Origin of the sequence: Spirillospora sp. NPDC048911, assembly GCF_043198015.1 — a bacterium.
In the GTDB taxonomy this organism is placed as follows: Bacteria; Actinomycetota; Actinomycetes; order Streptosporangiales; family Streptosporangiaceae; genus Spirillospora.
This window is the reverse complement of sequence record NZ_JBICUD010000009.1, coordinates 413,385-430,805: the sequence shown is the minus strand read 5'-3', so window position 1 is coordinate 430,805 and position 17,421 is coordinate 413,385. Positions and strand designations below refer to the sequence as shown.

At 72.1% G+C, this 17,421-nt stretch carries 11 protein-coding genes; 4 read left to right on the top strand and 7 right to left on the bottom strand.

The genetic code is table 11. The features are described 5' to 3' along the window. Nucleotides 1-29: 29 nt before the first annotated feature. Entirely contained in the window at nt 30-1,376 is a 1,347-nt protein-coding gene (gene oxlT / locus ACGFNU_RS36530; protein ID WP_392601142.1) for an oxalate/formate MFS antiporter, read from the top strand. Here the strand turns inward: oxlT and ACGFNU_RS36525 are convergent. Next, complete coding sequence (locus tag ACGFNU_RS36525) at nt 1,373-2,026, bottom strand: GntR family transcriptional regulator (protein WP_392601141.1); 654 nt, start codon at nt 2,024-2,026, stop codon at nt 1,373-1,375. The genes oxlT and ACGFNU_RS36525 overlap by 4 nt on opposite strands. Before the next feature lie 50 nt (nt 2,027-2,076). On the opposite strand from ACGFNU_RS36525, the gene ACGFNU_RS36520 reads away from it, so the two are divergent. Together ACGFNU_RS36520 and ACGFNU_RS36515 are read left to right on the top strand one after the other, a co-directional pair. After that, a complete protein-coding gene (locus tag ACGFNU_RS36520) occupies nt 2,077-2,613 on the top strand; it encodes a hypothetical protein (RefSeq protein WP_392601140.1) in 537 nt (178 codons plus the stop codon). Between the two features lie 7 nt (nt 2,614-2,620). Beyond that, on the top strand, nt 2,621-3,802 hold the full coding sequence (locus ACGFNU_RS36515; RefSeq protein WP_392601139.1) for a GDSL-type esterase/lipase family protein: 1,182 nt from the start codon (nt 2,621-2,623) through the stop codon (nt 3,800-3,802). A 176-nt stretch (nt 3,803-3,978) separates the two neighbouring features. Here the strand turns inward: ACGFNU_RS36515 and ACGFNU_RS36510 are convergent, their stop codons facing one another. Then, nucleotides 3,979-4,170 carry a hypothetical protein gene (locus ACGFNU_RS36510; protein WP_392601138.1) on the bottom strand — a complete coding sequence of 64 codons (192 nt, stop codon included), beginning with the start codon at nt 4,168-4,170 and terminating at the stop codon, nt 3,979-3,981. Between the two features lie 100 nt (nt 4,171-4,270). Here ACGFNU_RS36510 and ACGFNU_RS36505 point away from each other — a divergent pair, with 100 nt between their 5' ends. Then, nucleotides 4,271-5,785: an FAD-dependent monooxygenase gene (locus tag ACGFNU_RS36505; RefSeq protein WP_392601137.1), complete on the top strand. Its 1,515-nt coding sequence runs from the start codon at nt 4,271-4,273 to the stop codon at nt 5,783-5,785. A 36-nt stretch (nt 5,786-5,821) separates the two neighbouring features. Here the strand turns inward: ACGFNU_RS36505 and ACGFNU_RS36500 are convergent, their stop codons facing one another. The 5 genes from ACGFNU_RS36500 to ACGFNU_RS36480 all read right to left on the bottom strand — a co-directional run bounded on the left by ACGFNU_RS36500 (nt 5,822) and on the right by ACGFNU_RS36480 (nt 17,416). Next, the gene (locus ACGFNU_RS36500; RefSeq protein WP_392601136.1) at nt 5,822-6,610 is read right to left on the bottom strand and encodes a thioesterase II family protein; all 789 of its coding nucleotides are present in this window, start codon (nt 6,608-6,610) and stop codon (nt 5,822-5,824) included. Between the two features lie 36 nt (nt 6,611-6,646). Continuing rightward, the gene (locus ACGFNU_RS36495; RefSeq protein ID WP_392601135.1) at nt 6,647-7,996 is read right to left on the bottom strand and encodes a lysine N(6)-hydroxylase/L-ornithine N(5)-oxygenase family protein; all 1,350 of its coding nucleotides are present in this window, start codon (nt 7,994-7,996) and stop codon (nt 6,647-6,649) included. Between the two features lie 48 nt (nt 7,997-8,044). Beyond that, the gene (locus tag ACGFNU_RS36490; RefSeq protein WP_392601134.1) at nt 8,045-11,275 is read right to left on the bottom strand and encodes an amino acid adenylation domain-containing protein; all 3,231 of its coding nucleotides are present in this window, start codon (nt 11,273-11,275) and stop codon (nt 8,045-8,047) included. Nucleotides 11,276-11,415: 140 nt separating this feature from the next. After that, entirely contained in the window at nt 11,416-14,028 is a 2,613-nt protein-coding gene (locus ACGFNU_RS36485; protein WP_392601133.1) for a methyltransferase domain-containing protein, read from the bottom strand. 268 nt (nt 14,029-14,296) lie between these two features. Beyond that, nucleotides 14,297-17,416 carry a type I polyketide synthase gene (locus ACGFNU_RS36480; protein ID WP_392601132.1) on the bottom strand — a complete coding sequence of 1,040 codons (3,120 nt, stop codon included), beginning with the start codon at nt 17,414-17,416 and terminating at the stop codon, nt 14,297-14,299. Between the last annotated feature and the right edge of the window lie 5 nt (nt 17,417-17,421).

Below are 17,421 nucleotides of genomic sequence, written 5' to 3'. Positions count from 1 at the left end.
GACGCGCGGAGAGCCCGAGGAGGCCGGAGATGCCGGTAGTGGCGCACAAGAACAAAGACCACCTGGTCCCGGGATTCACCGTGAACCGCTGGTGGGTCCTGGTGTCGCTGGTCGTGTCGATGATGGCGATCGCCAACCTGCAGTACGCCTGGACCCTGTTCACCGACCCGCTGGAGACGAGCCTCGGCGCCGAGCTGACCGCGGTCCAGTTCGCGTTCACCGCGTTCGTCTTCACCGAGACCTGGCTGGTGCCGGTCGAGGGCTGGCTGGTCGACCGGTTCGGCCCGCGGCTGGTCATGCTGGCGGGGGCGGTGCTGATCGCCGCGTCCTGGGTCGGCTCCGGCCTGGCGGACGACATCTACGTCCTGTGGGCGGTCTACGCCGTCGGCGGCGTCGGCGCCGGCGCGATCTACGGCTCCTGCGTGGGCACCGCGCTCAAGTGGTTCCCCGACCATCGCGGGCTGTGCGCCGGGCTGGTGGCCGGCGGGTACGGCGCCGGGACCGCGCTCACCATCGTCCCGATCTCACGCATGATCGACTCCTCCGGCTACCGGGCCACGTTCATCACCTTCGGGATCGTTCAGGGGATCGTGGTGGCGCTGGCGGCGCTGTTCGTCCGGAGCCCGGCGGCAGGCTGGCAGCCGCCGGACTGGGCCGAGAAAGAGCGGAAGATCCGGGCCAGGGTGCGGATGAGCACCCGCGACTTCACCTGGCGGGAGACGTTGCGCCAGCCGGCCTTCTGGGCCCTGTACCTGGTCATGATGATGATGGCGTTCACCGGGCTGGTGATGACGGCGCAGCTCAAGCCGATCGGCAAGGACTACGGCATGGACGAGGGGGTGCTCTGGCTCGGGACGAGCGCGCTGGTGCTCGCCCTGCTGGTGGACCGCGTCCTGAACGGGGTGTGCCGGCCGTTCTGGGGCTGGGTGTCCGACCACATCGGCCGGGAGACGGCGCTGACCCTGGCGTTCGGCTTCCAGTTCGTCGTGATGCTGGCCTGGATCACGTTCATCGAGGAGCCGGTGGCGTTCGTGGTGCTGACGGCGCTGGCGTTCTTCTCCTGGGGCGAGATCTACTCGCTGTTCCCGGCGACCGTGGGAGATCTGTTCGGCCGGGCCCACGCCACCACCAACTACGGGATGCTCTACACGTCCAAGGGCATGGCCGCGTTCTTCGCCGCGCCCGGGGCCGCGTGGCTGGCCTCCCTCAACGGCGGGTCGGGCCAGTGGATACCGGTGCTGTGGGCGATGGCCGGATGCAGCGCGCTGGCGACGTTGCTGACGTGGTTCCTCATCCGTCCGCTGGTCAAGCAGGCCGTCGGCGAACTGCCCGCGCCACCGGCCGCCGAGGAGGCCGCCGCGGAGGCGATCCCCTAGCGCGTCGCGTGGTAGGCGTCGCGGGTCCGTTCGGTGTGGCGGCGGGCGACGGCGGCGGCGCGCGGCTCGTCGTGCGCCTCGATCGCCTCGACGAGGTCGGCGTGCTCGGTCCACGACTCGCGGCCCCGCGACTCCACCACCCGCCGGTAGTACCAGCGGACCCGCCGGTCGACCATGCCGATGAGCTCGGCCAGGACCACGTTGCCGGAGATGGCGCGGACCTGGGCGTGGAACTCGGCGTTGGCGTCGACGATGCGCTCGGGGTCGCCCGCGTCCAGCGCGTCGACGCCGCGCCGGCAGATGGCGCGCAGCGCGGCCACGTCGGCCGGGGCGGCGGCGCCGGCGGCCAGCCGCGCCGCCTCGCTCTCCAGCAGCCCCCGGACGTCGAGGAGCTGGTCGACCTCCTGCTCGGTGGGCGTGTGCACGAAGGCGCCCTGGCCGGGCCGCAGGTCGACCCAGCCCTCGGCCTCCAGCCGGTGGAAGGCCTCGCGGATCGGCTGCCGGCTGACCCCGAGCTGGCGGGCCAGCTCGGCCTCGACCATGCGCTGGCCGGGCTGCAGGACGCCGCCGACGATGAGCTCGACGAGCGCGTCGTACACGGTCTGCCGGAGCGGCACCGGACGCGCGACGGGACGGATGACATCGGCCATGGTGTTTTCAGTATACGGGCGACGGTATGCCGTTCGCGAAAGAGAGAGTCATGTCACAGTCGCCGAGCCTGGGCCGTGGCCGTCACCGGACGCCCGGCGGCCAGGTGTGCGTGATGGAGCTGGTCTCGGTGCTCAGCGGAGAGCCGTGGAGCGACCATCCGCGCTGCGTGGACCCGGTGCTCGCCGCGGTGGCCCGCACCGTCAACGACGCGGTCACGGCGGCGGCCCGGGAACAGCTCGCCGCCCTGGCTCCCCAGATGATCGGCACGGCGCCGTCCAGCGCCGCGACGGCCGCGCGGCTGGTCGCCCGCTGCGCCGCGACCGCGCTGAAGCGTCCGCCGCGCGACGAGAGCCTGCGCTACGCACTCGAATGGGACCTCCGCAACGCCCACCGGCGGCTTCGGCGGGGCCCGAAGCCGGCGGCCCGGCGCTGGGCCGGACTGCTGGAGCGGCTGTACGTCCACAGCGCGGCCATGCGGGTCGTCGTCGCGGTACGGGCCGCGACCGCGCACACCCCTGACGACGAACTGCTGGCCCTGCTACGCGAATGCATCGCCGATCTGCGCGCACCCTCCTTCGAGGGATGATGACGGTATGCACGATATGGACGTTCCGCTGCCCAGCTGCTCGGTCCGGCTGCGCGGCGCCCTCGATCTGGAGCGGACCCCGGCGGGATGGATGCCGAGGCGGTTGCCGTCGTGGACCAGGCCGCAACTGCCGGACGCCTTCTGCGAGATGGTGGTCTCCCAGCCGTCCGGCGTCCGGCTGGTCTTCGGCACCGAGGCGACCTCGCTGGAGCTGACGGTGCTGATCACCCGGACGTGGTTCGCCGGCGACCCCGACGCGGAGCCCGCCGGCTGCTTCGATCTCGTGGTCGACGGCGAACCCGCCGGCCGCGTGCCCGCGCCCGACGGCGGAGTCCTGGTGCTCGACCTGGAGACCGGAGCGGTGCGCCGGGAGAACGGGCTCCCGGACGTGGTCCGATTCGGGCTGCCGCCCGGTTTCAAAGAGGTGGAGATCTGGCTGCCGCAGAGTTCGCAGGTCGAGCTCGTGGACCTGCGCGCCGACGCCCCAGTCCACCCACCCGAGCCGGGCGACCGGCCCGTCTGGATCCACCACGGCAGCTCCATCAGCCACTGCGCGGACGCCGACGGCCCGCTCGGCTCGTGGCCGGTGGTCGCCGCGCGGCGGGCGGGCGTCGAGGTGCTGAACCTGGGTCTGGGCGGCAACGCGATGCTCGATCCGTTCACCGCCCGGACGATCCGCGACCTCCCGGCCGACCTGATCAGCCTCAAGCTGGGCATCAACGTCGTCAACGGCGCCACGATGCGGTTGCGGGCCTTCGTGCCCGCCGTCCACGGCTTCCTCGACACCGTCCGGGACGGCCACCCCGACGCTCCGCTCCTGCTCGTCTCGCCGGTCGCCTGCCCCATCGTCGAGACCCGGCCGGGACCGACCGGCCTCGTGCAGGGCGCGGACGGGTGGCGCTTCACCGCCTCGGGCGACCCCGCCGACATCGCCGCCGACATCGCCGCCGGCGCCCTGAGCCTGACCGTGATCAGGGACGTCCTGCGCGGGATCGCCGCCGAACGCTCCGACCCGAACCTGCACTACCTGGACGGCCGGGAGCTCTTCGGCCCGGCCGACGTCGCGGACCTGCCCGACGACCTCCATCCCAACGCCGCCGGATACCGCCGCATGGGAGAGCGCTTCGCCGCGATCGCCTTCGCCGGGGACGGCCCGTTCTCCACGGCGCTCAGGAGCGCGGACGCGTGAGGATCTTGCCGAGGACGTAGCGGTTGACCCGGTCGTCAGGTTCGGGAGGCGCCGTTCCGGCCTTCACCAGCGCGGCCAGGGCCATGCGGCGGATGCTCGGATCGGCCTCGGACAGCCGGGCGTGCCGAGGCTCGTCCAGAGCAGGGGCGAGGCGGATCGGTACGAGCCGAGAAGACTCAGAGTCTGGTTGCGGATCGCGATTCGGAATGGCGGATCAGCCCGTCCAGGACACCGTCCGCCCACTCCCCGTGGGTCGCCAGGTGGTAGACGGCCGTCACCCGCACGACGGGATCCGGGTCGGTGAGCGCGGGGCGCAGCGCGTCGCGGACGCCCCGCGCCCGGTCCGTCCCGCCGGCGGGACGTGGCAAGTCCGGCAGCGGCCTGCCCCAGCCCGGCCCGGCGCCGTCTTGAACGGCCGATCCCCTTCCGTGAGCGTGGAGGGGATTCGACGACAGTGAGGGGATCGGCGTGGGGCACACCGGCATGGACACGGACGTGGTGATCGCGGGCGCCGGGCCGACGGGCCTGATGCTCGCCTGCGAGCTGCGGCTGGCGGGCGTCGACGTGGTGGTGGCCGAACGGCTCGCGGAACGGTCGGGCGAGTCGCGAGCCGGCGGAATGCACTCGCGCACCCTGGAGGTGCTGGACCAGCGCGGAGTCCTGGAGCGTTTCCTGGCGATCGGCGAGCTGCAGGGGGTGGGCCACTTCTCCGGCCTCTATCTGGAGTTCGACGAGTTCGAGTCCAGGCATCCCCGTCCGCTGATGATCCTGCAGTCCGCCATCGAGCGGCTGCTGGAGGAGTGGGCCACCGAGCTCGGCGTGCGGGTGCGCCGCTCGTCCGAGGTGAGCGGGATCCGCCAGGACGAGGCGGGCGTGACGGTCGAGCTGCGCACGGCGGAGGACACGTCCGCGACGCTGCGCGCCCGCTACCTCGTGGGCTGCGACGGCGGGCGCAGCGCGGTGCGCAAGCTGGCGGGAATCGACTTCCCCGGCACTCCGGCGACGATGACCGCGCTGATCGGCGACGTCGAGCTCCCCGATCTGACCGAGGACTACATCTGGGGACGGCGCACCGCCGGCGGCGGCTACTCGGTGATCGCCTTCGAACCGGGCTGGTACCGGGTGATCACATCCGACTACAGCCTCGCCGGGGATCGCGACCGCGACGAACCCGTCACGTTCGAGCAGCTCCGGGAATCACTGATCAGGGTCGCGGGCACCGACTACGGCATGCACGGCCCGCGGTGGGTCTCCCGGTTCACCGACGCCGCACGGCAGGCGGCCCGGTACCGGGAGGGCCGGGTGCTGCTCGCGGGCGACGCGGCGCACATCCACTTCCCGCTCGGCGGGCAAGGGCTGAACCTGGGCATGCAGGACGCGGTCAACCTCGGCTGGAAGCTCGCCTCGGTGGTGCTCGGCCGGGCGCCGGAGAGCCTGCTGGACAGCTACCACGACGAGCGCCACCCCGTCGGGGAGAGCGTTCTGCACAACACCCGGGCCCAGACGGCCCTCGCCCGTCCCGGCGCCCAGACCGAGGCACTGCGCGACGTGTTCGCCTCGCTCATCATGTTCGACGACGTCAACCGGTACCTGTGCGGCATGCTCACCGGCTTGGACATCCAGTACCCGGTCGACGCCGACCACCCGCTGGCGGGCCGCCGGGTCCCCGACGCCGACCTCAAGACGTCGGACGGCGCGGGCCGCGTCTACGAACTGCTGCACGCCGGCCGGCCAGTACTGCTCGACCTGCGCGGCAGTGCCGAGGTGGCGGCGGCCGCCGAGGGCTGGACCGATCGCGTCGACGTCGTCGAGGCGCGGAGTGAGGATGACCGCTGGCCGGTCCCGGCCGTCGGCGAGATCTCCACTCCCGCCGCGCTCCTCATCCGCCCCGACGGCCATGTCGCCTGGGCGGCCGCCGACGGCCCAGGCGACACCGCGGCGCTCCGGAGGGCCCTCGCCACCTGGTTCGGCCCGGCACAGTAGGCGCCGCCGTCAGGGCCGGGCCGCGTTGCGGCGCCGTCAGGACCGGGTCGTGGTCTCGGCGGTCGCCGCAACGCGGCCCAGTACGCCGCTCAGTACGCCACTCAGGTCGGCCAGCAGCGCGGCCTCCTCCGCCATGAGGTAGAAGTGCCCGCCGGGCAGTACCCGCAGCCGGAACGCCTGCCGCGTCACCTCCGCCCAGCCGCGCATCTGTTCGACGGTCACCTCGGGGTCATCGTCACCGACGTAGCCGTACACCGGGCAGTCGAGGGGAGGCCGGTCGCCGCCGCAATAGTCGTCCACCAACCGGTAGTCCGCGCGGATGGCGGGGAGCACCATCTTCCGCAGGTCAGGGTCCGCGAAGACCGCGGCACGTCGCGCGTCGAAGCGCACGATGTCCGCGATGATCTCCTCGTCGGTGCCCGAGAGCCGCCGCCGGTCGTCCAGCAGCCGCGGCGGGCGCCTGCCGGATACGCACAGGGCGGCCGGCGGGCACCCTCGTTCCTGGAGGCGCACCGCCACCTCGTGCGCGACCGAGGCCCCCATGCTGTGACCGAACAGCACCAGCCGATGCCGCGCGAGCTCGCCGAACGCGTCGGCGATGTCGTCGGCGAGGACCTCCAGTCCGGACGGGAGCGGATCACCGTGCCGGTCCTCCCGGCCCGGGTACCGGACGGCGAGCACGCCGACGTCCGAGGGCAGGCCCTGAGGCCAGGTGCGGTACGCCGCCGCCCAGCCACCGGCATGGGGAAAGCAGACGAGCTTGGTCCCGCACCCGTCGCCATCACGGAAGCGGCGCACCCATTGCTCCTCGCCTTGCTCTTCCATCGGACTCCTCATTCGGGGACTTCCCTTCCCATGCGTTCAGCGGATGATGTCGCCCCCGACAGCGGCGGGGACCGCGCGCTCGGTGCCCCGCCCCGCACAGCGGGCGGCGATCGAGTCGGCGATCTCACCGCTCCGTACCGCGAGGTTCGACAGCAGCGAGGAGGTCAGGCCGTGGGTGTGCTCGGTACCGCCCTGGAAATAGATGCCGCACCGCATCTCGGGAGAGGTGACGATGCGGTAGTCCCGCTCCACCCGGTACCTGCCCGCCTCGTCACGCAGGCAGTGCCGGTCGAGGTCGCCGAGCAGGTCCGTGGGCTCCATCGCCGTGTAGCCGGTCGCGCAGACGAGCGCGTCCAAGTCGAGCTCCCGCGGCTCGCCGTCGGGGCCGGCCCGCAGCGAGACACGGGTCTCGGCGCCGGCTCGCTTCACCCCGGTGACCCTCGTCAGATTGAGGAACCGCAGGCGCCTGGCGCCTCGTACCTCGTCGTCGTACGCCCGGCGGTACAAATCCCGGATCACCTCGTCGTCGACGACCGAGTAGTTCGTGTTGCGGTGGTACCGCCAGAACGCCTCCCGGGTCTGCACCGTGCCGAAGTAGTAGTCGTCGACGGCCGAGGGATCGAAGATCTGGTTGGCGAAGGGGGTGTCGTCGGCGGCGGAGTAGCCGTAGGACGGGATGATCGCCCACACGTCGGCGTGCGGGAGCTCGTCGTACAGGAACCTGGTGATCTCGGCGGCGCTCTGGCCCGCACCGACCACCGCCACCTGGCGCAGGTCCGCGGGGTCCGTCCGGCGGTACTTCGCCAGGAACTCGGAGCTGTGCCACACCCGTTCGTCACGCTCGGCTCCCGCGGGCATGCTCGGGACCAGGCCCGTCGAGATCACCACGTTCCGTGCCTCGACCACACGGTCCCCCAGGCCGGCGGTATCCGTCACCTCCAGCCGCAGCCGGTCGGCCGACTCCGGACCGGCACCCGGCGGCAGCCGGATCGACGTCACCTCCGAGCCGTACGCGATGCGATCGGCCACCTGGGCCTGCGCCCATTCGAGGTACTGGTGGAACTCCTGGCGCGTGGGGAAGAAGTCCTGGTTGTTGACGAACTGCGGGAGCCGCCCCGCCGCGTGCAGGTAGGCGATGAAGCTGAAACGCGAGGTCGGATTGCGGAAGGTGACCAGATCCTTGAGGAAGGAGATCTGCATTGTGGCCGACGGCAGCAGCATGTTGCGGTGCCAGCCGAAGGAGGACTGACGCTCGAGGAAGACGGCACTGAGCCCTCCGTCCAGGCCATGCGCCCCGCACTCTTCCATCGCGATGGCCAGCGAGAGGTTGGACGGACCGAACCCGATGCCGACCACGTCGTAGATCTCGTGTTCACGGTCTCTCATGGGGGATCCTCCCGCTGACACGGACGGCGCGACGGGCAACGAGCGCACTCAGAGGGCCTCACCGTCCTTGGTCCTCCTGTGCAGAGCCGGCCTCCTGGACCGGGCGAAGTCCTGCCACATGCCGGACAGGCCGGCAACGGTGCGGGCCACGAACAACGTGCGGATGGAGACCTCCTGGTTCAGCTCCGCCCGGATCAGGCCGACCAGCCTGATCGCCCGCAGCGAGTTCCCGCCGAGGTCGAAGAAGTCGTCGTCGATGCCCACCCGGTCCCGTTCGAGCACCTCGGCGACGAGCGTGCACAGGACCCGCTCGGTGGCGTTGCGCGGTCCGCGGTACTTCCGGCCGCCGGACTCCGGATCTGGTAGCGACACCCGGTCGACGATCCCACCCGCCGTCACCGGCAGGCGTTCCAGCACCACGACCGCCGACGGCATCAGGGCCTCCGGCAACCGCCCCGCGGCGAACCGGCGCAGTTCCTCCGCCGAGAGGCCGACCCGGGGCTCCAGCGGAACCGCGTAGGCCACCAGCCGCTGTTGTCCGGAGTCGTCCTCCCGGACGACCACCGCCGACTGCGCCACCCCGGGATACTCCGACAGCACCGCCTCGACCTCGACCGGCTCGACCGCGACACCGCGTATCCGTGCCTGGACGCCGGCCCGGCCCGCGTACTCCAGGCGACCGTCGACACCCCATCGCGCCCGGTCCCCGGTCCGGTACATGAGCCCGCCGGCCGGCCCGAACGGACACGGCACGAACCGCTCCGCGGTCTGTCCGGGTCGGCCGGTGTACCCGCGCGCCACGCCGGATCCGGCCACGTAGAGCTCTCCGGTCACGCCGGCCGGGACCGGCGCCAGTCCCGGTCCCAGCACGTAGAGGGCCGTGTTGTCCATCGGGCGGCCGAGCCCGCCCGCGCCCCCCTCCCGATCGTCCGCCGTAAGGCGGTGGCACGCGATGAAGCCGCTGGTCTCCGCCGCGCCGTGACCGTGCACGATCGCGACTTCGGGGCACGCCTCCCGCACCCGCCGCACCGCGGTCAAGGAGGGGCGGTCCCCGCCGGTCCAGACCTCGCGCAACCCGGCGACGCTCTCCGGACGTTCCGTCGCGATCGCGGCGAACACGCCCGCGGGCAACCACACCGTCGAGATCTGGTGCGCCGCCCGCATCGCGGCCAGCACGTCGGCGTCCAGCCTCCCCGGCGGCGCCACCACGATCCGGCCGCCGTTCAGCAGCGGCGTCCAGACCTCGAGTGCGAGCACGTCGTAGGAGTGCGGCGCATGCCACAGCACGACGCGATGGCCGCCGTCCCGCCAGTGGCGATCCATGACGTACCGCTCCAGGTTCCGGTGCGTCACCGCGACGCCCGCGGGCGCGCCGGCCGACCCGGAGCCGTGCATCACGGCCAGCAGGCCGTCCCGACGCGCCGGGACTGAAACGTCCGGAACGACGTCGTCGGTGGTGGCCGAGCAGGCGTCGTCGAAGACGATCGCCGGAACGTCCAGACCGGCGGAGAACACGTCGGCCGTCGTCGTGCCGGTGAGCAGCGCCCGCACCGCGGCGCCGGTCACCACCGGCCTGATCCGCTCCACGGACGACGTCGGGTCGATCAGCAGGTAGGCTCCGCCCGCCTTCACCACGCCCAACAGAGCGACCACCAGGTCCACCGACCTGGGCAACGCCACCGCCACGACCGTCTCGGACCCGACACCCCGGCGCCGCAACGCCTCGGCCACGCGGCCGGACAGCTCATCCAGCACCCGGTAGGAGATCTGCGAGTCCCCCGACACCACCGCGACGGCGTCGGGGGCACGCTCGACCTGGCGGGCGAACAGCTCGGGCACCGTCAGCCCCGGCACCGGCGCCGCCGTGTCGTTCGGCTCCACCAGGACCCGCTCCCGCTCGGCCCCGCTCACCACGTCCAGCGCCCCGACCGGCAGCCGCCCCTCGCAGGCCACCACGGCACGGACGTAGGTGATCAGCTCCTCGCCGATGACGCGCAGCTCCGCGCCCGAGTACAGGCCCGCGGGGGCGTCGAGCCGGAGATACAGGTCGCCCTGCGGGGTTCCGTCGCCGCAGAAGCCGAACGACAGCTCGTCGAACGCCCCCGTCGTCCCCCCGAGGTAGCGTGCCGGAACGCCGTCGAAGTGGATCCGTTCCACGAACTCGACGATGTTCATGACGGCGCCGAAGCCGCCGCGGCCGCTCAGGACGGCCCCGCTCGCCCGCTGGATGTCCGAGTAGTGGCAGGCCAGATGATCGAAGATCTCGTACATCTCGTCGCCCACCGCGTCGGCGACCTCGATGAAGGTCGCAGCGAGCGGGACCTTCACCCGCACCGGCACCACGTTCACGGCCAGGCCGGGCGTCGTGCCCGCCGCCCCGGACCGGTTGCCCACGGCCAGCGAGAAGAGGAACTCCGGACGTTCGCAGCGGTGCCGAAAGTACACCGCCGCGGCCGCGGTCAGCATCGAGGACAGCCACATGCCCATGGACTTCGCGGCCTCGGTCCACGCGTCGGCCTCCGCGCGCGGAACGGCCAGCGCCCGGCTCACCATGCCGATGCCACCGGCCACCTCCGACCAGCGGTCGCCATCGTCCAGCGGTTCGGAGAGCGCGGACCGCGTCGAGTCGGACATGACGACGTGCGGGACCTGCGCGGGCGCGGGCGCGTCCTTCAGGTAGTCACGCCAGAACTCAAGGTCATCGGTGAACCGCTGGGAGGCGCGGTACTCCCCCGCCCGGGCCGCGAACGACCCGACGTCCCACGGGTGGGGCGGCTCCGGCACGTCCGAGCCGCGCACCAGCGCCGTGTACACCTCGGCGAGGCGGCGCGACAGCAGACCACCGACGCCGTAGCCGTCCGAGATCAGGTGATGGTAGGCGATCACCACCAGCCAGCGGGCCGCCGCGAGCCTGACCACGCCCAGGCGGAACAGCAGGTCGCGCTCCAGGTCGAACGGCTGCCGCAGCATGTCGGCCAGCTCGTCGCGCGCTGCCTGGCCGGGATCGGCCTCGGCGCTCAGATCCAGGGAGAACGGCCGCCAGCCGCCCAGCTCCCGGGGTACCTGCCGCAGCTCGCCGCCGTCCTCGACGAAGCCGACGCGCAGCACCTCCGCCTCGTCCAGCACGTGCCGGAACGCAGACTCCATGACCACCGGGTCCAGCGCACCGCCGACCTCCCACGTGGTCATCGCATGGTTCAGCGTGTCGGGAGCCATCTTCTGCGCCCGCCACATCCCTTCATGCGCGGACGACACACCGAACGAACGCACAGAGATCATCCCCTCAGTGAACGGGCCGGGAATCAGCGGAATCCGCGGCCACACTCACCCTCACGAAAGCGGATCAGCCGTTCAACACCACCCGGCGGCGCAACACACCAGGCCGGAGGCCACCTTGCGTCCCGCCGGCGAGACGATCCCTAGTCGCACCGGACGGCGCGCTCGAATACGCCGAATTTCCATTCGATGTTGAATCCGAGACCGGTTCCGGCCGGGCCCGTCATCAGTTCCGGGAAAACGTATTCGCCCATGATGTACCGAATGACTTCCTCGCGGGTCGCGCGGTCGGTGATCTCGGCGAGGTATTCGGCCTGATTCGACGGGACGAGCGCGGTCGCCAGGCTCTCCTCCGCGAGCAGCTCGAACGTCTGGGAGGTCGTCGTGCCGGTCAACGAGCGTTCGAGGTCCGCGGCGACGCTCTCGACCGTCCGCGGCGTGGGCAGAATGCGGCGATCCGCGCGCTGCCGGCTGAGCGGCCTGGAGGCGGACCGCGCCTGGGCGACGGCCTCGCGTAACGGTGCGGGCAGCGCCGAGGGGTCGGCGCCGTCCATCGCGTCCAGCCAGTGCCGGCGGAGCAGGCGGTTGGGCTCGTGGAAGAGGACCGAATGCCCGGTGACGGGCCCGAGGTCGGGTGCGCTGAAGACCAGCGTGCCGCCAGGTGCCAGCACCGCCGCGATCGAGTCCGCCGCGTGCCGCATCGCGCCCTCGCGAAGCAGGTGGAACACCATATTGGCCATCACGACATCGATGTGATCACCCTCGGTGACCTCGAGCAGATCGCGGAACTTCCCGTCCTCGCCTCGCAGCGAATGGAACCTGGCCCACGGGACGTCCTTGAGCAGCTCGTGGCCAAGGGCGAACCACCCGTTCGGCAGGTCGACCAGATGGAGCTCGAAGCCGATGCCGCGTCCGGCGAGGCGGTCCGGAAGGTAGTGCGCGATGCAGGCCTTGGAGAGCTCGATCGACGCCAGGCCGGTTCCCGCCCCGTAGTCCATGACGCGGATGACGTCACCCGCGCGAGCCCGCTCGGCGCGGGCCTCGAGGTCGGCCAGGACCTCGCGGACCACGAAGCCGGTCGCTCCGGCGCACCACCGGCGGGGCTGGGCGAGCGCCCCGTCGAAATAGAGCAGTTCGTGCAGGCCGCGGCCGTCGCTCAGGTCGGTTCCCGGTTCCGGGGACCAGCAGCCGGCCTCCTCGGGCACCGGGAGGACCTGCTCGCCGCGGACGCCCGGCCGGCTCTCCGCCAGCGGATCGGGTTCCGCGCACATGAACCGGTTGAGCGAGACCGCCACGAAGGGGCGCGTCGTCGGGTAGCGGCGCTCGTGGTGACTGACCGCGGTCAGGCCGGCCTTGCGGCAGGAGCTCATGAAGGTCGAGTACTCGACCGGATACTGGTGTGACAGGCCGTGGTAGGTGTCGAAGGCGACCGAGTGCAGGGCGCCGAGATGCTGGGACGCGACCCGCGGCGGCACGCAGTGCGCCTCGAGGATCACCAGGCCGTGCCGGCCGATGTGCGGCTTCCAGCGTTCGAGGTGGGCCACCAGATCGGCCTCGACCTCGTCGGCCGACAACGGCGTGCCGTCGGGTGCCACGTAGGCGCCGGACGCCGAGAAGGGCTCGCCGGACGTCGGCCCGCCGAGATAGGTCCGGTCGTGATCGAGGAAGGAGCGGATGTGCAGGCCGTCCTCGATCGCCAGGCCGTGCCGCGCGAGCTGCTCCCGCAGGTCGCCCGGCGAGGCGACGTCGCCGAGGAGGAGCAGGGGGGCGCGGACGCCGACGGCCTCCAGCGTCCGCCGCGCGTTGTCCAGGGCGACCGGGCTGGCGTCGATTCCGACATAGCGGACGCCGTCGCCGATGAGGCGGTACAGATGGGCGAGCCAGCTGCCGTCGCCGCAGCCCATGTCCGCGATGAACGCCGGCGGCTTGCCGTGCGTGAAGATCTCGCGGAAGATCGGGTCCGCGTCGGCGAAGTAGCGGCGGTGCGCGGCCGCGCTGGCCTGCACGTTGAGTTCGCGTTCGCAGTGCCACTCGACGCCGCCGGGGTCGACCACGAGCTCGCCGCGGAGCAGCTCCTCGAGGCGGGCCAGCATGGGGAGGTAGGAGGCCGCCATGCCGAAATGATCGCTGAACCCGCGACACGCCAGACCCTGCCGAGTCCAGCGGCCGTCGGCGCCGATCCAGCCGAGCAGGACGAGAAGCCGCTCGGCGTCCGGCGGGAGCAGGTCGTCGCCCTCGCGGGCGCGAAGCGACAGCATCACCGGCAGGAGCAGAGCTCCTTCCAGGAGGGCGCCGACGAGCTCGTCCCGCTCGGCGTCCGCACGCCACTCCTCGAAGCGGACGACCGCGGCCGAGAACTCCTCGGAGGTCTCGGCGCCCCACGGCGCCTTCCACGAGTCGGGCGCGCTGCCGGCGAACCGGGTGAGGAAGCGGCCCGCCCCCACGAGCTGCTCGCGATGGCGTAGGGCTGCGCGCCCGGACACCGTCCATTCCGCCGAAGCCAGGTCGTCGCCGAACCAGCCGACGCTCGCGAGGCAGCGCCGGATCACGTTCAGGTACCCGGTTTCGGGAAGGCCGCAGTCCTTGCCGGGGCCGGCCTCCAGCAGGCCCAGCGAGTCGAGGGCGCGGATGATCGAGGAGAGGACCAGACCGTCCTGGTAGAGGAAGTTGAGGCGGCGGGCCCGGGCTTGGTGATCCGCGGGCGCCGCACCGTCGGTCGGCTGGAACGTGGCGGTCAAGACGGGCTCAGTGATCATTGAACGCTCCCTTCACCATCCGCGGTCGGCTCGCCCCCGCCTGGGCCGCGAACGAACGCACAGAGATCATCCCCTCAGTGAACGGGCCGGGACCCAGCGGAATCCGCGGCCGAACTCACTCTCACGAAAGTGGATCAACCGTTCAACACCACCCGGCAGCGCAACACACCAGGCCGGAGGCCACCTTGCGTCCCGCCGGCGAGACGATCCCACGGGACGGCGGACACCCCGCCGCAGCGGCGCGGCGGACACCCGCGACAGCGCGCGATCACGACCCGTCGCGGCCGGCCACCAAGGTCAGGATGTGCCCCGCGACCAGCCTCGGCGTCGGGTGCCGCAGCACCACGTTCGCCCGCAACCTGACACCGGTCGTCGCGGCCAGGCGCTTGCTCAGATCCACCGCCAGCAGCGAATCGAACCCCATGGTCAGGAACTCCTGGTCGGGATCGACGGACGCGGCAGAGGGATGACCGAGCACCGCGGCGATCTTCATCCGGACGTGGTCCAGCACGAGCGCCGTCGCCTCGTCCTCGGGAAGGCCGCTGATCCTGTCCCGCAGGGCGACGGGCTCCTCACCGTCCTCGACGGGCTCGTCCGACGGCGGCTCCGCCTCGACCACCGTGCGGGGTGGGTCCAGCCAGTACCGCCGCCGCTGGAACGCGTACGTGGGCAGCTCCACCCGCCGGCGCGTCCCGAACAGGGCGCTCCAGTCCACGGCGCCGCCCTGGACGTGCAACCGGGCCAGCGAGCCGACCACGGCCTCCACCTCGCCCCGGTCCCGCCGTGCCGAGGACAGGACCACCGCGTCGTCCACGTCCTCGACCATGTCCTCCACCGGGACGGTCAGAACGGGGTGCGGGCTCATCTCGATGAACACCCGGTACCCGTCGTCGAGGAGCCGCCGCACGGAAGGCGCGAACAGGACCTTCTCCCGCAGGTTGTCGTACCAGTAGGTGCCGTTCAGCTCCGCGGCGTCGATCTTCTCGCCGCGGAGCGTCGAGTAGAAGGGCAGCGTCGACGTTCTCGGGTCGAGGTCGAGCAGTGGTTCGATCACCTGGTCGCGGACCCCGGCCACCTGAGGCGAGTGCGAGGCGTAATCGACCGCGATCCGCCGGGCCTGGGTGCCTTCGGCCATCATCTTCTCGACGAACTCGTCGAGTGCGTCCGGTTCACCGGAGACCACCGCCGAACGGGGCCCGTTGACGACGGCGATGCTCAGCCGGTCGTGCCACGGAGCGAGATGTGCCGCCACGACGTCCGCGGACTCCGCGACCGACGCCATCCCGCCCTGACCGATCAGGCTCCGCAGGGCTCGGCTGCGAAGCGCCACGATCTTGGCGGCATCGCGCAACGACAGCGCGCCGCACACATGGGCGGCGGCTATCTCGCCCTGGCTGTGCCCCACCACGGCCGCCGGCGCGACGCCCCACGACCGCCACAGGGCGGCCATGGACACCATCACCGAGAAGAGTGCCGGCTGGACGATGTCCACCTCGTCCAGGGAGGGCGCCCCCTCCGCTCCGCGCACCACGTCCAGCAGTGACCAGTCGGCCCACTCGGCCAGCGCGGCCGCGCACTCGTCGAGACTGCGGGCGAAGACGGGAAAGGCGTCGTAAAGTCGCCGGCCCATGCCGACCCATTGCGAACCCTGCCCGGGGAACATGAAGACGACGCCACCGAGGTCCCCGGCACGGCCACGTACGGCCCCGGCGGACTCGGCGCCGTCGCTCAGCGACGCCAGGCCGCTCAGCAGTTCCTCCCGGTCACGCCCCAGCACCACGGCGCGATGCGCGAACCGCGACCGGCTCGACACCAGGGACCATCCGACATCGGCGATGTCGACGTCCGGACCGGCGGAGACGAAATCGCGCAGCCTGGCCGCCTGCTTCTCCAGGGCCGTCGCGGTCTTGCCCGACACCACCCACGGCACCAGCCCCCCTGCGGGGGCCGGGCCCGCACCGGGCTCGGCACCCCGGTCCACCGGCGGTTCCTCTTCCAGGACCACATGCGCGTTGGTTCCGCTGAAGCCGAACGATGACACCCCGGCTCGCCGCGGACCCGCTTCCCGGGGCCACGCACGCCCCTCCACCAGCAGTTCGACCGCGCCCGATGACCAGTCCACGTGCCGGGAGGGCATGTCCACGTGCAGGGTCTGCGGCAGGAACCGGTGGTGCAGGGCCATCACGGCCTTGATGACCCCGGCGACCCCGGCGGCCGCCTGGGCGTGGCCGATGTTCGACTTCAGGGATCCCAGCCAGAGCGGCCGACCGTCGGCCCGGCCCTGCCCGTAGGTCGCCAGCAGGGCGCCCGCCTCGATAGGGTCCCCCAGCGCGGTGCCGGTGCCATGGGCTTCGACCAGGTCCACCTCTGACCCCGCGATCCCCGCGTCCGCCAGCGCCTTCAGGATCACCTGCTCCTGGGCGCGGCCGCTGGGAGCGGTCAGGCCGTTGCTCGCCCCGTCCTGGTTCACCGCGGAACCGCGCAGGGTGGCCAGCACCGGGTGGCCGTTGCGGCGGGCGTCGGACAACCGTTCCAGCAGCAGCACGCCCACCCCCTCGGCCCAGGCGGTCCCGTCGGAGGCGTCCGCGAAGGCCTTGCACCGGCCGTCGGCCGACAGCCCGCGCTGCCGGGAGAACTCCACGAACGCGCCGGGCGTCGACATCACCGCCGCACCGCCCGCCACGGCGAGGGAGCACTCCCCCGAGCGCAGCGACTTCACCGCCAGGTGAACGGCCACCAGCGACGACGAACACGCCGTGTCCACGGTCAGCGCCGGCCCGGTCAGTCCCAGCTCGTACGCCACCCGGCCGGACGCCACGCTCAGGGCGCTCCCGAGCGCCAGGTGGCCCTCCAACTCGTGCCGGGTCACCTCCAGGAACCGCAGCCCGTACTCGGGTGAGCTCACTCCGGAGAAGACGCCGACGTCGGCCCCGCGCACGTCGGCGGGAACCATGCCCGCCCGCTCGAAGACCTCCCACGACGTCTCCAGCAGCAGGCGCTGCTGCGGGTCGATCGCCAGCGCCTCCCGGGGGCTGATGCCGAAGAAGTCCGCGTCGAAGTCCGCCACATCCGCGAGGAAGCCCCCGTGGCGCACGTACGAGCCGCCCAGGGTGTCGGGGTCCTCGTCGAAAACGTCCCGCCAGCCGCGGTCCCGCGGGAACTCCTCCACCAGGTCCCGGCCGCCGTGGACCGCGTCCCACAGGTCCTCGGGCGACGCGACGCCGCCCGGGAAGCGGCACGCCATGGCCACCACGGCGATCGGCTCGCCGCGCCCGGCCTTCAGGGCCTCGTTCTCCCGCCGGAGGCGGTCGCGCTCCTCCAGCAGCGTGCGGAGCGCCCGCTCGACCCGGTCCGCGCCGTCCGCCGTGCGGTCCGCGGAGTTGTCCATGTCTC